Source organism: Gilliamella sp. B14448G11 (assembly GCF_016101765.1).
Lineage (GTDB): Bacteria > Pseudomonadota > Gammaproteobacteria > Enterobacterales > Orbaceae > Gilliamella > Gilliamella apicola_N.
On record NZ_JACFPX010000022.1, the window covers coordinates 31869 to 47690 of the forward strand.

At 34.9% G+C, this 15822-nt stretch carries 12 protein-coding genes; 11 read left to right on the top strand and 1 reads right to left on the bottom strand.

What is annotated here, in order from left to right:
* Positions 1-62: 62 nt before the first annotated feature.
* From H3S88_RS11945 to H3S88_RS11995, 11 genes are all read left to right on the top strand, one after another.
* Positions 63-935 carry a shikimate dehydrogenase gene (locus tag H3S88_RS11945; RefSeq protein WP_198229013.1) on the top strand — a complete coding sequence of 291 codons (873 nt, stop codon included), beginning with the start codon at positions 63-65 and terminating at the stop codon, positions 933-935.
* 107 nt (positions 936-1042) lie between these two features.
* Positions 1043-1807 carry a type I 3-dehydroquinate dehydratase gene (gene aroD / locus H3S88_RS11950; RefSeq protein WP_198229014.1) on the top strand — a complete coding sequence of 255 codons (765 nt, stop codon included), beginning with the start codon at positions 1043-1045 and terminating at the stop codon, positions 1805-1807.
* 449 nt (positions 1808-2256) lie between these two features.
* Positions 2257-4686 carry a glycerol-3-phosphate 1-O-acyltransferase PlsB gene (gene plsB / locus H3S88_RS11955; RefSeq protein WP_198229015.1) on the top strand — a complete coding sequence of 810 codons (2430 nt, stop codon included), beginning with the start codon at positions 2257-2259 and terminating at the stop codon, positions 4684-4686.
* A gap of 312 nt (positions 4687-4998) precedes the next feature.
* On the top strand, positions 4999-8067 hold the full coding sequence (fdnG, locus tag H3S88_RS11960; RefSeq protein ID WP_198229016.1) for a formate dehydrogenase-N subunit alpha: 3069 nt from the start codon (positions 4999-5001) through the stop codon (positions 8065-8067).
* A gap of 19 nt (positions 8068-8086) precedes the next feature.
* Positions 8087-9061 (top strand): formate dehydrogenase subunit beta, encoded by a 975-nt coding sequence (gene fdxH / locus H3S88_RS11965; RefSeq protein ID WP_065604063.1) that lies wholly within the window; start codon positions 8087-8089, stop codon positions 9059-9061.
* On the top strand, positions 9054-9749 hold the full coding sequence (locus tag H3S88_RS11970; RefSeq protein ID WP_065737933.1) for a formate dehydrogenase subunit gamma: 696 nt from the start codon (positions 9054-9056) through the stop codon (positions 9747-9749). The genes fdxH and H3S88_RS11970 overlap by 8 nt, the downstream gene beginning before the upstream one ends.
* Before the next feature lie 101 nt (positions 9750-9850).
* A complete protein-coding gene (fdhE, locus tag H3S88_RS11975) occupies positions 9851-10759 on the top strand; it encodes a formate dehydrogenase accessory protein FdhE (protein ID WP_198229017.1) in 909 nt (302 codons plus the stop codon).
* 183 nt (positions 10760-10942) lie between these two features.
* Complete coding sequence (locus H3S88_RS11980) at positions 10943-11899, top strand: ABC transporter substrate-binding protein (RefSeq protein WP_198229018.1); 957 nt, start codon at positions 10943-10945, stop codon at positions 11897-11899.
* A gap of 226 nt (positions 11900-12125) precedes the next feature.
* A complete protein-coding gene (locus tag H3S88_RS11985; protein WP_232352594.1) occupies positions 12126-13103 on the top strand; it encodes an ABC transporter substrate-binding protein in 978 nt (325 codons plus the stop codon).
* A gap of 58 nt (positions 13104-13161) precedes the next feature.
* Complete coding sequence (locus tag H3S88_RS11990) at positions 13162-14115, top strand: ABC transporter permease (protein WP_198229019.1); 954 nt, start codon at positions 13162-13164, stop codon at positions 14113-14115.
* Positions 14108-14902, top strand: a complete 795-nt coding sequence (locus tag H3S88_RS11995; RefSeq protein ID WP_198229020.1) for an ABC transporter ATP-binding protein — start codon at positions 14108-14110, stop codon at positions 14900-14902. The genes H3S88_RS11990 and H3S88_RS11995 overlap by 8 nt, the downstream gene beginning before the upstream one ends.
* Before the next feature lie 63 nt (positions 14903-14965).
* On the opposite strand, the gene H3S88_RS12000 is transcribed toward H3S88_RS11995, so the two are convergent.
* A complete protein-coding gene (locus H3S88_RS12000; RefSeq protein WP_198229021.1) occupies positions 14966-15514 on the bottom strand; it encodes an NADAR family protein in 549 nt (182 codons plus the stop codon).
* Between the last annotated feature and the right edge of the window lie 308 nt (positions 15515-15822).

The following is a 15822-nucleotide window of genomic DNA, read 5'->3' on the forward strand; positions in this document are numbered from 1 at the left end:
TGTATAAAAATATCTATTTTATAAAACGTTGCGTATCAATAAGGTTATTTTGGAGAATTTCAATGAGAGATAATATCGACGGTCATTTTTTATTAATCGGATTAATGGCCTACCCAATCCGCCACAGTTTATCGCCACAAATGCAAAATACAATCTATTCTAAATTGAATGTACCTTATGTATATTTAGCATTCGAAGTGGATCAAGAAAAATTACCCGACGCAATAAAAGGTTTACGAGCATTAGGACTGCGTGGAAGTGCCGTTTCGATGCCAAATAAGCAATTGGTTTGCCAATATTTAGATAAATTAACCCCAGCGGTCGAAATGAGCGGCGCTTGTAACACAATTTCAAATGACAATGGCGTGCTAACAGGTTACAACACCGATGGTATAGGCTATATGCGTATGCTCAAAGAGGCTGGTGTTGATGTTATTGGTAAAAAAATGACAATTATGGGAGCGGGCGGTGCGGCAACCGCGATTGTTGTACAAGCGGCATTAGATGGTATAAAAGAGATTGCCATATTTAACCAAAAAGATGAGTGTTATCAAAAAATCGAAGCAGTAGCAAAAAAATTAAACCAAAACACTCAATGTAAAGTTTATGTAACGGATCTTGATGATAAAGAGCAATTACGTAAAGAAATTGCCGAAAGTGTCGTACTTTGTAATGCTACTGGCGTAGGTATGAAACCATTAGAAGGCCAAAGTTTAATAACCGATCCAACGATGCTAAGAGCTGATCTTGTGGTAACTGATTGTATTTATAGTCCTAGAAAAACAAAATTACTTGAAATAGCAGAGCAACAAGGTTGTAAGATACTAAATGGTATTGGCATGATGCTATGGCAAGGTGCTGCACAAATTAAAATTTGGACTGGCGAAGAAGCTCCGATTGAATATGTAAAAGAAAAAATGGGATTTAATGATTAATAGATAATTAAACTTGTTTTTTAGACTTAAATACCACCACCATAATTGGTGATAAAATTTATTTAACTAGTTTGAATTAATATGATTTTTTACTAACAGGATATAAAATGAAAACCATTAATATTAAAGGACTTGAAATAGGTTCAGGCGCACCTAAAATTATCGTTCCTGTTGTCGGTAAAACCGAAGCAGAACTACTTGACGAAATAAAGTTTTTACAATCAATCGATTTTGATGTTTTAGAGTGGCGTGTTGATCACTTTATTCAAGTTGACGATATCAATGCTGTAAAACAAACAGCAAAACAAATTCGAGAACTTTTACCTAACAAGCCGATCTTATTTACTTTCAGAACCGCAAACGAAGGTGGCGTGAAACCTTGGCCATTAACCTCATATATCGAGTTAAATAAACAAATGGTGCATAGTGGTTTAATCGATCTTATTGATGTTGAAGTGTTTATTGGTGATGATTATGTAAAAGAGATGATTCATGTTGCCCATAAGCACAATGTTTTTGTAGTAGCATCCAATCACGATTTTGACAAAACACCTCCTAAAAGCGATATCATCTACCGGTTACGAAAAATGCAAGATTTAGGTGCAGACATTCCCAAAATTGCAGTCATGCCAAAAACAACGGATGATGTTTTAACATTACTTGCTGCAACAACCGAAATGAACGAAAACTACGCTGAAAAACCTATTATTACTATGTCGATGGCAGGTCTTGGCGCAATCAGTCGCGTGTCTGGAATAACCTTTGGATCTTCAATGACATTTGGAGCAGCTAAAAATGCATCCGCGCCAGGTCAACTAGATGTGAAAGAGTTACGATATATTTTAGATGTCTTGTATCGAAGTAAAGCTTAATAAAATTATCTAATTCAATCTAATCAATAAAAAATACTGTTTAAGTAAACATCATTAAAAATAGAATAAATCGTCATATTTATAAGGTTAAGTGAGTTTGGCTTAAATAATGATTTAAGTGTGGTTACATGGGTAGTTAAATTTAATATTTTTCAATATTTTTCTGAAAATAGTACCGAATAGATTTGATTTGTAGAGTTGAGATTAATAACCACTTATAATAAGTTTATATTTCGTTAAAAATTAATTACGTTCAGTAAATCGCATAGCCTAAAGATCGTGCAAAATTGCTAACAATTAATTAGTAACGAGTATATACTTAAGTTATCTCTTTATTTAAAAAACGTTTAGTTTTATAAGATTAACAAATAGTTCTGTTTAATTAACAAGCTTATAATTAAATTTATTTAAGTATATCAATAGTGTAAAATTCTGAGGTTTATTTTTTTATGTTTTCATGGTGGACTAAAGTCTATTTTTTGCTTATCCAAATCTTAGTCAAACTTTTTGTTAAAAGTAAACCGATTCCTACCGATCCAATAGAAGAACTGAATCTGGATTCAAGTAAACCTATTTTATATGTACTTCCTTATAACTCACAAATTGATTTGATGGTCGTTAGATCTCTTTGTTTAAAATATCATTTACCTGATCCCCTGACAGGCATTGAAATCAATGGAAAGATCGTACCGTCGTATATTTATATTGATAAAGGACCGGGTATTTTTGCCTCTTATCGACAACAAACTAAAGCTATTGAGATTCTAAGAGATTATATTTCTGCACATCAGCAAAATCATGATCTGGATGTGCAAATGTTACCAGTTTCGGTAATGTTTGGGCGAAGACCAGATAAAGAAGGCAAAAAAATGCCATCACTGCAAGTGGTGGGTGCAACGTATAAGTTATATAAAATAATTGTTTCTGGGCGAGATTGTTATACTCACTTTTCTCGAACCGTTTCATTTAAAACGCTCCAACTTGACAATAACCAAGATATTTCAACATTAGCACGCAAATTATCACGTGTTGCTCGAATTCATTTTGCTAAACAAAGAACAGCATCAGTTGGGCCAAAACTGCCTGTTCGACAAGAAATGCTTAATAAATTATTACATAATCCAAACATTTCAGAAGCCATACAAGAAGAAGCAAAAAGCAAAAACATTAATCTTGATAAAGCTAAAAAAAATGCCTTATCCATTTTAAATGAAATTGCAGCTAATTTTTCTTATCGTATGCTCAGAGTAACTGACTTTATTCTGACTTGGGCATGGCATAGACTTTACCAAGGATTAAAAGTTACCAATGCGGACCCAATTCGGGAGTTAGCACAAAACGGGCACGAGATTGTTTATGCGCCTTGCCATCGTAGTCATATGGATTACTTGTTGTTATCCTATGTTCTTTATCGTCAAGGATTAGTTCCTCCACATATTGCCGCAGGTATTAACCTAAATTTCTGGCCAGCTGGTCCCATTTTTCGACGTTTAGGTGCTTTTTTTATTCGTCGTTCATTTCGAGGAAATAAACTTTATACCGCTGTTTTTCGTGAATATTTAGCTGAACTATTTATTCGTGGTTATTCTGTTGAATATTTTATTGAAGGTGGTCGCTCTCGTACAGGACGATTACTCGATCCTAAAACAGGCATGTTAACAATAACAGTACAGACCTTATTACGTGGCGATAGCAGACCAATTACGATTGTTCCTGTTTATATTGGTTATGAACATGTTTTAGAAGTTGCAACCTATGCAAATGAATTGCGAGGAGCCAAAAAAGAAAAAGAGAGTTTATGGCGGACCATTAAAGCCTTTTTTAAACTAAAAAAATTAGGTTTTGGTTATGTTAATTTTGGGCAACCTATCCCATTAAATCAATTTTTAAATCAACATATCCCTAATTGGCGTGATGAAATTGAACCAACAGGCTCTCAACGCCCACACTGGTTAACACCAACAACCAACTTACTTGCCAAGGAGATAATGGAACGCATTAATTCATCAGCAGCAATTAATGCAATGAATTTATGTAGCTCAATATTATTAGCAGCAGATCAGTGTGCATTAACGAAAGTTAGATTAATTGAACATATTGGTTATCTCATAAAATTATTAAACAAAGTGCCCTATTCTGATTTAGTTACTATCCCAGATCAAACTCCCGAAGAGCTGTTTGAACATGCAAAACAGATGGGAAAATTTATTATCACAACAGATGAAGTTGGTGAAATGGTTGGTCTTACACCCGAACAAGCGGTATTAATGACCTATTACCGTAATAATATCCAACATTTACTCATTATTCCTGCAATAGTAGCCAGAATATTGTTAAAGCATAATAGAATTTCATCACAAGAGGTCATTGAACAAGTAAAATTACTTTTCCCATTGATAAAATCCGAATTATTCCTTTACCACAATGATGAACAGCTCACTGAATATGTGAATAATATAATTGCAACTTATGCTGAACTAAATTTAATCAATTATTCACCGGATAAATTAACGTTAAACTATTTAAAAATTTTAGGATTGCAATTACTTGCTTCATCATCGAAAGATACATTACAGCGCTATATGATTGCATTCTCTTTGTTACAAAAGGATCCATCTATCAGTCGTGCTACTTTGGAAAAAGAAGGTAGATTAATTGCTGAAAGATTGTCTGTTTTACATGGTATTAATGCGCCTGAATTTTTTGACAAAGGCGTATTTTCAATATTAGTCGCATCACTACGTGAACAAGGCTACTTAGATGATAAAGATGAAGCCAATTTGCCAAAAATTGAAACTATGAACAAAATACTTAAACCTTTAATTACCGCGCGAGTCATGCAAACTATTGATGAAATCAATCCATTAATAAAAGATTAAAAATGTATTGTTTTTAGGAATATATAATTATTTTTATTTGATACACTATTAAATAAGTAGCGATAAATATGCTTAACCATTATGTATTCCTAAAGCTTTTTCACTAGGATATAACCTTTCTTTTTCTTAAATTCATCGTATTAAATATATACATCAATTTATTTTTTGACAAACATCAAATTTTAACAATTACTATTTGTTTTTCCCTTTATTTCTGTTCAATAAACGATTATTATTAATAGCAATAAGGATATTTATCGCCTCCAATACAATAAATTTAATAATGTAATGTCTGCTTTCTAAGGAGTCTATATGCTATTTAACCGTAGGCAGTTCTTTAAGATCTGTGCTGGTGGCATGGCAGGAACAACTGTAGCTACACTGGGTTTAATGCCGAATGTAGCGCTTGCACAAACGCGCCAATTTAAATTACTAAAATCAAAAGAAACCCGCAATAACTGTACGTATTGTTCTGTTGGATGTGGAATGTTGCTTTATAGCCGGGGAGATGGCGCCAAAAATGCCGAATCATCAATATTTCATGTAGAGGGTGATCCTGACCATCCTGTTAGTCGTGGCTCGCTTTGTCCAAAAGGTGCAGGAGTACTTGACTACATCAAAAGTGAACAACGCGTTAAATATCCAGAATATCGTGCACCCGGCTCGGATAAATGGCAACGTATTAGTTGGGATGAAGCGATTGATCGCATTGCCCGTTTGATGAAAGAAGATCGTGACAAAAATTTTATTGAAAAAAATGAACAAGGTACAACAGTAAACCGTTGGACAACAACAGGCTGGCTTGTTACTTCTGCCGCTAGCAATGAAACAGGTTGGCTAGCATTTAAAGTGGCACGTTCATTAGGTATGTTAAGTCTTGAAACCCAAGCAAGAGTTTGTCATGGCCCATCAGTATCAAGCTTAGCAGCAACTTATGGACGAGGAGCAATGACCAACAATTGGAATGACATTAAAAATGCCAATGTTGTTATTGTCATGGGAGGGAACGCCGCAGAAGCACATCCGGTTGGCTTTAAATGGGCGATTGAAGCGAAAATTACTAACGGCGCAGAATTAATTGCCATTGATCCACGTTTTCACCGAACTGCTTCTGTTGCTGATCATTATGTACCGATTAGAGCAGGATCGGATATTGCGTTTTTGCTCGGTATCATTAATTATCTTATTACACATAATGAAGTTAATTATGATTATTTAGTTACTCACAGTAACGCAAGTTTAATTATTCGTGATGATTTTAATTTTGATGCAAACAGTGGACTTTTTAGTGGCTACGATGCAACAACCAAACAATATGATCAAACCAGTTGGGCATATCAAAAAGATGAAAATGGTTTTGCACTTCGTGATAAAACATTAAATCATCCTCGTTGTGTTTGGAATCTACTCAAACAGCACGTAAGTCGCTATACACCTGAAATGGTTAATAAAGTAACTGGTAGTCCTATTGAAGGATTTTTACATGTTTGCCGATCCTTAGCGAGTACCAAAACAAATGACAGAGCTGCAACCTTTTTATATGCATTAGGTTGGACGCAACATAGCTACGGTACACAAATTATTCGTACGGCCGCGATGATCCAGCTAATTTTAGGTAATATTGGTATGATGGGTGGCGGCATTAATGCCCTACGTGGACATTCGAATATTCAAGGTTTAACCGATGTTGGTTTATTATCCAATCGTTTACCTGCCTATCTTGAACTCCCTAAAGATTCTCAAGTTTCACTTCAACAATATTTAGATGAAAAAACACCAAAACCACTCGGTCCTAATGAAGTTAATTTCTGGGGGAATTACCCTAAATTTTTTATCAGTTTCATGAAAACTATGTATGGTGATAAATCCACTATTGACAATAATTGGGGATTTGATTGGTTACCGAAATGGGATAAAACCTATGATGTTTTAAGATTCAGCAAAATGATGCGTGATGGTCAAGCCAATGGCTTTATTTGTCAAGGTTTTAACCCGCTTGCTGCGCTACCAGATAAAAATAGTATTCGTGAAGGATTATCTAAGCTAAAATTTCTGGTTAACATTGATCCAATGCCAACAGAAACGGCTGAATTTTGGAAAAATCATGGCGAATCAAATGATGTAGATCCAAGCAAAATTCAAACCGAAGTATTTAGACTACCTGCTAACTGTTTTGCTGAAGAAAACGGTACAATCGTTAACTCATCACGTTTATTGCAATGGCACTGGGCAGCGGCAAGACCACCTTATGATTCACTTTATGATCCAGAAATTATTGCGCGCATTTATTTAAGAATCAAAGAACTTTATGAAGAAGAAGGTGGTGCTTATCACGAACCAATTAATAATTTATCGTGGGATTATCAAGATCCTGAAGGGCCATCTGCTGAAGAGCTAGCAAAAGAGTGTAATGGCCGAGCACTGGCAGATATGACTGATGCGAATGGCAATATTATTCTTAAAAAAGGACAATTATTAAGTGGTTTTTCTCAATTAAAAGCAGACGGTACAACATCATCAGGTATTTGGATATTCTGCGGTTCTTGGACAGAGCAGGGTAACCTAATGGCACGACGCGATCCAAGCGATCCATCTGGTAAAGGTATTCATGCTGGCTGGGCTTGGGCATGGCCAATGAATCGACGCATACTTTATAATCGAGCCTCTGCTGATGAAAATGGTCAACCATGGGATCCTAAACGAGTCTTAGTAAAATGGAATGGTTCAAGTTGGGATGGCAATGACGTTGCCGATTTCACCGCAACATTATCGCCAAGTTCTGGCGCAGGAGCTTTCATTATGAATAATGATGGTTTAGGCGGACTATTTTGTTTGAATCGGTTAGTCGATGGGCCATTCCCAGAACATTATGAACCTTTTGAAACACCAATTACCAATAACCCATTACATCCTAACCAGATCAACAATCCGGTAGCTCGTGCATTTAAAGAAGACTTGGCTCGCTTAGGAGATGCCAGCCAATTCCCTTATGTCGGAACAACTTACAGCATAACAGAGCATTTCCATTTTTGGACGCAACATGCAAGGTTGGCCGCTATTTCACAACCGGAACAATTTATTGAGCTAAGTGAGAATTTAGCAAATAAAAAAGGAATAAAACTTGGTGATACCGTTAAAGTAACGTCATACCGCGGTTACATCAAAGCAAAAGCGGTTGTGACTAAGCGCCTTCCTACACTAACCGTTGATGGTAAAGAAGTTGAAACCATTGGAATTCCAATCGTATGGGGTTTTACCGGGCAAACAAAGAAAGGATTTTTAGTTAACGAATTAACTCCTCATTTAGGTGATGCTAATTCGCAAACACCGGAATACAAATCTTTCTTAGTGAATATCGAAAAAGTAACTACAGCGGCATAAGTTAGGGAGAATAAAAGATATGTCATTACAAACTCAAGATATTATCCGCCGCTCAGCAACGAATGCTTTAACTCCAGCTCCTCGAGTTCGAGATTATCAACAGGAAGTGGCAAAACTGATTGATGTGACTACCTGCATCGGCTGTAAAGCTTGCCAAGTTGCATGTAGCGAATGGAACGATCTACGTGCAGAAATCGGTCATACTGTTGGTGTTTATGATAACCCAGCAGACTTAGAGCCTAAAGCTTGGACAGTAATGCGTTATTCTGAAGTCGAAGTAAACGGTAAATTTGAATGGCTGATTCGTAAAGATGGTTGTATGCACTGTTCTGATCCAGGTTGTCTAAAAGCCTGCCCATCAGAAGGTGCAATCATTCAATATGCAAATGGTATTGTAGATTTTCAATCAGAACACTGCATTGGTTGCGGTTACTGTATTGCTGGCTGTCCATTTAATATTCCACGAGTCAGTAAAGAGGATAATCACTCGTACAAATGTACATTATGTGTTGATCGCGTTTCAGTGGGACAAGAGCCTGCCTGTGTCAAAACTTGTCCAACAGGAGCAATTCATTTTGGTACAAAGCAAGATATGATTCGTCATGCCGAACATCGCATTGAGGATCTTAAAAAACGTGGTTTTGAACAGGCTGGTCTTTACGATCCTCAAGGTGTTGGCGGTACTCATGTAATGTATGTTTTACATCATGCTGATCAACCAGAACTATATCATGGTTTACCAAAAGATCCTCACATTAGTGAAATTGTTAAATTCTGGAAAGGTGCATGGAAACCGTTATCCGCAGCTGCATTCATTGCAACATTTGGAGGCCTACTATTCCATTATATGGGAGTTGGTGCAATTGAAGTTGATGAAGAAGATATAGAGCATGAAAAAGAAGCTGATAAACAAGCTAGAAAACGCCTAGGATTACCAATTTTTGAACGTAAAAATAGCACTAATTCAGCGCAACAGGAGAATCGTCATGAATAAAAAAGACATGATATTAAGAACACCACTTATTGTTCGCTTTTGTCATTGGTGTATGGTATGTCTTTTTATTCTAACCGCACTATCTGGCCTATTTTTATTTTTTCCATCAATTAAACTGTTTGGTTTAGTACTCGGAACCCCTCAATTAGTTAGAGCATTGCATCCAATGATTGGCTGTGTTGTGTTCGTACTATTAATGTTTATGTTCTTGAAACTTGCACACCATAATATTCCAAATAAAGCGGATATTGTATGGATAAAGAACTTTAAGCATGTAATTATGGGTAAAGAAGAAGGTATTCCAATTGGTAAATACAATGTTGGTCAGAAGTTTTTATTCTGGTGTATTATGAGCTTAATATCTGTGTTATTTATCACTGGAATGATCATGTGGCGTAGGTATGTTTCTGACTATTTTCCAGTTCAAATTGTCCGTATCGCGATATTCTTCCACTCTCTTGCTGCAATAGGATTAATTTTACTCGCTATTGGCCATGCTTATATGGCTCTTTGGGTTAAGGGATCAATTAAAGGCATGATAACAGGTTATGTATCACGTGCTTGGGCTCGTAAAAACCATTCTGCATGGTATGAAGAAGAAATGGCAAAAATATATCAGAAAGAACTTAATGCTAATACCGAAGCAGAAACAGAACAAACAACAAAAGTAGAGCATAAACCAGCGTAATAACTCATTACATCAAATAAATGTTATCGTTAATTTCAATTAACCGATAACATTTAATTATGAAAAATTATGGATAAAACGATAGTAAACGGTAATCAATAATGAGTATAAAAATCATCCCACAAGAGCAACTCGAACAACAAACAACAAATTCAGTTATTCGACAAATCCCACTACTCTTTTATCCATCTCCGAAAACACTATATATTCATCGCGCGGAACGTTTAAAAGATCTGGCAACAAGTAGTCCATTTAGTGAATATTTGAAATTTTGTGCCACAATTGCTGAAGTACAAGCAAATATTGTAAAACAAAAACCAGTGAACATAGATTTACCTAATATCCTTGATGGTCAACACCCACCTTTAAGTTTATATAACTTTACTTTATCCACTTTTTGGCAGACATATTTAAGCGACCTATTAAGTTCAGTTACCGCAACCACAGAACAAATTCGATTAGTGATAGAACAACTCAGACAAAATAGTTCAGAACAACTACAAGATAAAGCAACCCATTTAATTAATGGTGAATTTAATTGTGTAGAAGGTAATGAAGCTATGTTTATTTGGTCAGCATTATCGGTTTACTATAGCCAGCTAGCAAGTCAAATCAAAGGTAAGGCTATCGCAGAGAGCACCGATAAAAACTGGTTATGCCCAGTGTGTAATAGTATGCCCGTTGCCAGTATTATTCAACTTGGAAGTAACAATGGGTTACGTTATTTACACTGTAGCTTATGTGAAAGTGAATGGTACGTACCTCGAATAAAGTGTACTTGTTGTGATAATATGCAAGACATTCAATATTTTTCACTGGATAAAGAGCTATCTGCAACAAAAACAGAATGTTGTGATGCTTGCCATAGTTATCTAAAAATTCTAGATCAAGATAAAGATCCTCGTATTGAAATTATTGCAGATGATATCGCTTCGTTGATCTTAGATATCAAAACAGAAGAGGAAGGATTTGCTAAAAGTGGCATAAATCCTTTTATATTTGCGCAATAACAGCGTTAATTGACATTGATAGTTTTAAACTAATTTTTATCAATATTATTAATTTCACAATCAATTTTATTTGCAAACGAGAGCCTTGATTAGCGATATTTATCATTTGAATAAAATACATCTTAACATTTTATATTAATAAGGTTAGAATTGAACTAATGTACTAGTTTATGAGTGTATTTTATGAGACGCTTTATTTTTTTGATAATAATGCTATTTATCCCGCAGCTTAGTTTCGCTGATAAGATTAAACATGTAGCAATTACAGCAATCGTTGAACATCCATCATTAGATCAAATCCGTGATGGCGTGAAAGATGAATTAATAGATAGTGGCTATAAGTTAAACGAAAACTTAACGGTACAATATAAAAGTGCACAAGGAAGTAGTGCCACTGCCGCTCAAATAGCTAGACAATTTGTTTCAGCAAAACCTGATGCCATTGTAGCCATTGCAACTCCTAGCGCACAAGCAACTGCTGCAGCAACCAAACAAATCCCTGTTATATTTGCAGGAATTACTGATCCCGTTGCTGCAAAATTAATTAAAAACTGGCAACCGACGGGCACAAATATTACTGGAGTTTCAGATTATCAAGAAATTATTCCTCAAATTGATTTTATGAAGAAAATTGTGCCGAATGTTAAATCTGTAGGATATATTTATAGTCCAAGTGAGATTAACTCTACCGTGGTTCTAAAAAATCTACAAATTCATTTATCCAAACAAAATATTTCACTTGTAGCTGTTCCCGCACAAAGAACTGCTGATATTTCAACAGCAGCCAATACTTTAAAAGGTAAAGTAGATTTAATCTATACAACAACAGACAATAATGTTGTTTCCGCTTATGAATCGTTAGTAAAATTTGCCAATGAAAATAAAATCCCCCTTTTAGCATCGTTTCCTGATGCAATCGAACGAGGAGCTGTTGCTGCTTACGGTATGAGTTATTATGATGTTGGCCGCCAATCAGGTAAGCTTGTTGTTCGGATATTAAATGGTGAAAAACCTGGAAGTATTGCCCCAGAACTTGGACAAACCTTACATCTTGTAATTAATACTGACGCAGCAAAAAAACAAGGAGTAAATTTATCCCCCGAAATTATTCAATCAGCTTATAAAATAATTGGGCAATAATTAATTAAAATTTTATTAAAAATAGTATAGAATAATTTTGCTTAATGGTATGAGCAGAGTGTGATATTACAAATAACATCCTATTTATAGCCAATCATCACTCACAGTGTAATAAAATATTTACACTTGCGAGTTCTTTTTTTATTCTGGAAAAATATTTAATTTTGCTTTATAGTAAGTCAAAATTTAGCTTGGTTGTAAAAAAAACAGTACAGGAGTACTCTCTATGCGTAATTATATTATAAAACTTTTTATGCTTCTCAGTTTACCGTTCGCTGCATTTTATTCTTACGCAGATACAAAAGCCGAACAAAAATTTGTAGCCATTACTGCCATTGTTGAACATCCAGCACTAGATAATGTACGCAAAGGTGTTGAAGATGAACTTAAAGATAATGGCTATATTGCTGGGGAAAATTTAAAACTTCAGTTTGCCAGTGCACAAGGTAGCAGTGCAAATGCAGCTCAAATAGCGAAACAATTTGTCGCAAATAAACCTGATGTAATTGTTGGTATCGCAACACCAAGTTCACAAACTTTAGTTGCAACAACAAAACTTATTCCTATTGTTTTTACCGCTGTTACTGATCCTGTGGCTGCTAAATTAACACCAAGTTGGGATGCATCAAAAACTAATGTGACAGGCGTATCCGATGCCTTATCTCTAGATTCTCAAATTGAGATGATGTTAAAAATTAAACCTGATGCTAAAAATATTGGTTATGTTTATAGTCCAAGTGAAATTAATTCAACGATTATATTAAAACAATTGCAAATCGAACTTGAAAAAAGAGGGATGAAAATTATCGCTGCTCCTGCACAGCGAACCTCTGATATATCAACAGCGGCAAGAAGTTTAAAAGGTAAGGTTGATATGATTTATACGACTACCGATAATAACGTTGTTTCATCTTATGAAGCTTTAGCTAAAATTGCTAATGAAAGTAAAATTCCTCTTGTTGCATCAAATCCTGAATCAGCCGAACGTGGTGCAATTGCAGCTTTAGGAATGAGTTATTATGATCTTGGCCGCCAAGCTGGTAAAATAGTTATTCGTATACTTAATGGCGAAAAACCGGGGGATATTCCACCACAAGTTGGTAATATTACTCAATTAACAATTAATAAAAAAGCTGCTGAACGCCAAGGTATTACTTTATCTGAAGATGTATTAAAATCAGCAGCCAAAATTGTTGAAAAATAATTGTAACTTTTGATAACTAAACCGCCATATTGGCGGTTAATTTTTAGTGGATGTTTTCATGTCTTTTGAATTTTTATTAAGTTCTATTGGAATTGGACTTATTTATGCACTGGTTAGTTTAGGTGTTTTTATCTCATTCCGTTTACTCGATTTTCCGGATCTTACCGCTGATGCAAGTTTTCCGCTTGGAGGGGCTATTTGTGGTCTATGTATTTACGTAGGTATTGATCCATGGATAGCGACATTGTTAGGTATGTTTGCAGGTTGTATTGCTGGAGCAATGACTGGAATATTGTATGTTAAACTCAATATACTACAACTACTTTCAAGTATCATCGTCATGATAGGTCTTTATTCTATCAATTTAAGAATATTAGGTATTGGACCTTATATTATGGACGAAACACCAAGGTTGGCTGGTTCGCCTAATCTTTCTTTGCTTGATGCCAAAACAATATTTTCACCATTTATTGCTGAGGATTACAGTAACCAATATATTGTACAACCACTTATGATATTAGGTTTTGTAATTCTATTTTGGTTATTACTTAATCTCTTTTTAAATACTAAAATGGGATTAGCTTTAAGAGCAACAGGAACCAACCAACGAATGGCTAAATCTCAAGGTATTCCAACTGGTGGTATCACGATTCTTGGTATGGCAATATCGAATGGCTTAATTGCTCTTGGCGGTTCATTATTCGTACAAACCCAAGGCGGAGCAGATATTACGATTGGCGTAGGTACTATAGTTATAGGGCTTGCATCAATTATTATTGGTGAAAGTATTTTTCCAACTAAGCGTATTTGGGCTGTTATGCTGGCGGTTATTTTTGGTTCGATTTTATATCGCTTATTCATTGCATTTGCACTCAGTAATGAATTTTTACAAGCGATTGGTGTTGGAACCGAAGATTTAAATCTTATTACAGCAATCTTGGTAGTACTTGCTTTAGTTTTACCTAAACAGTTAAAAAAACGTGCAAAGAAAAGAGGAAGTAAGCATGATTAAAGTTGGAGAATTACAATTAACTTTTAATCAAGGGACACCTATCGAAAATCATGTATTACGAGGATTAAATCTTAATATAAGCGAAGGTGAATTTGTTACAATTATAGGTAGTAATGGAGCTGGAAAAAGCTCATTACTCAATGTAATTAGTGGTGATTTACTTGCCGACTCAGGCAGTGTCATTATTAATGGAAAAAATGTAACACGATGGCCTGCATGGAAAAGGGCTGGTTTAGTTGCTCGAGTATTTCAAGACCCAATGATTGGGACTTGTGAAAACTTAACCATTGAAGAAAATCTTGCTATTGCTTATAACCGGGGTCATAGCTTTACATTATCTCCTGCTTTAAATAAAAAGTTACGCGGAATATTTAAAGAAAAACTAGCAACGCTGAATTTAGGTTTAGAAAATCGATTGTCCGATATGATGGGATTGCTTTCTGGTGGACAAAGACAAGCCGTCAGTCTACTCATGTCAACATTACAACCATCCAAGATATTATTACTTGATGAACACACAGCAGCTCTCGATCCTAAAACAGCACAATTTGTTTTAGACCTAACCGATGAAATTGTTTCTAAAAATCATTTAACTACCATGATGGTTACCCATTCTATGAAACAAGCATTAGAGTACGGCAATAGAACAGTAATGCTTCATCAAGGTCAGGTCGTACTTGATGTTTCTGGAGAACAACGTTCAAAGCTAACAGTAAACGATTTGCTCGCTATGTTTGAAAAAACTCGTGGTGAAAAAGTAACTGACGATGCCTTATTATTAGGTTAATAAATCAAGAAGCAATATTTATTAGCAGAATATTGCTTCTTATCCAAGATTAGTTAAATAATTTCATAATTTTTTTTGTAACTGTTGTCGAACATTCATTAAAGCAAATCCAAGCAAATTTTTTCCACGCCACATTAACGGATTATCAATATTAGGATCATCCATAGACAAACCTATCCCCCATATTTTATCGACGGGGCTTGCTTCTACTAATATTCTTTGTTTGGTTGATAATATAAAATCAGTTAACTTTGGATTCTGTGAAAACTTAGCAAAATTACCATTTATGACTATATTTAAACAGTGTGCATCCCAAATATCCGGTATGAAGCCTTTTACTTGACGCCCTAATGCTTTTGCTAATCCAGGTGAATTAGCAGTAAGTATTTTTGATAATATTTGCTCATCACCGAATAATCTTGCTTTCTCAGCCATCATATAATGTTCTGCTGTTGCATAGTAAATATTATCAACCTCAAAACGACTTGGATACCATTGGCTAAAACAACTCTTTGTTATGATAGAAGGTTGCTTTTCTACATGCCCCCAAAAGTATATATATTTGTATTGTTTACCACTTCTATATTGTTCGCGTAATTCCAATAAATCCATATAAATTCCTTATCATCACTAACGAATATGTTATATGTATTTTCATTGAATACCAATATAGTTTTAGTAAAAAAACAAATTTTAGTTTTCAATAGAATAGAATTGTATATCATTAATATAGTTAAAATAATGATACTTATAAGAAATATTTAAGGTTATGTATGATGTGTAAGATAAATATAACGTTGATTTTTATGTTTAGTTATATACTTGAATATAACACTTATATAAATTTCAGTCAGTTTTATTATCTCTATATGCAAAAAAGCCCAGCATTCCTGCTGGGCTCTCTCTATATTTAAAAGTCT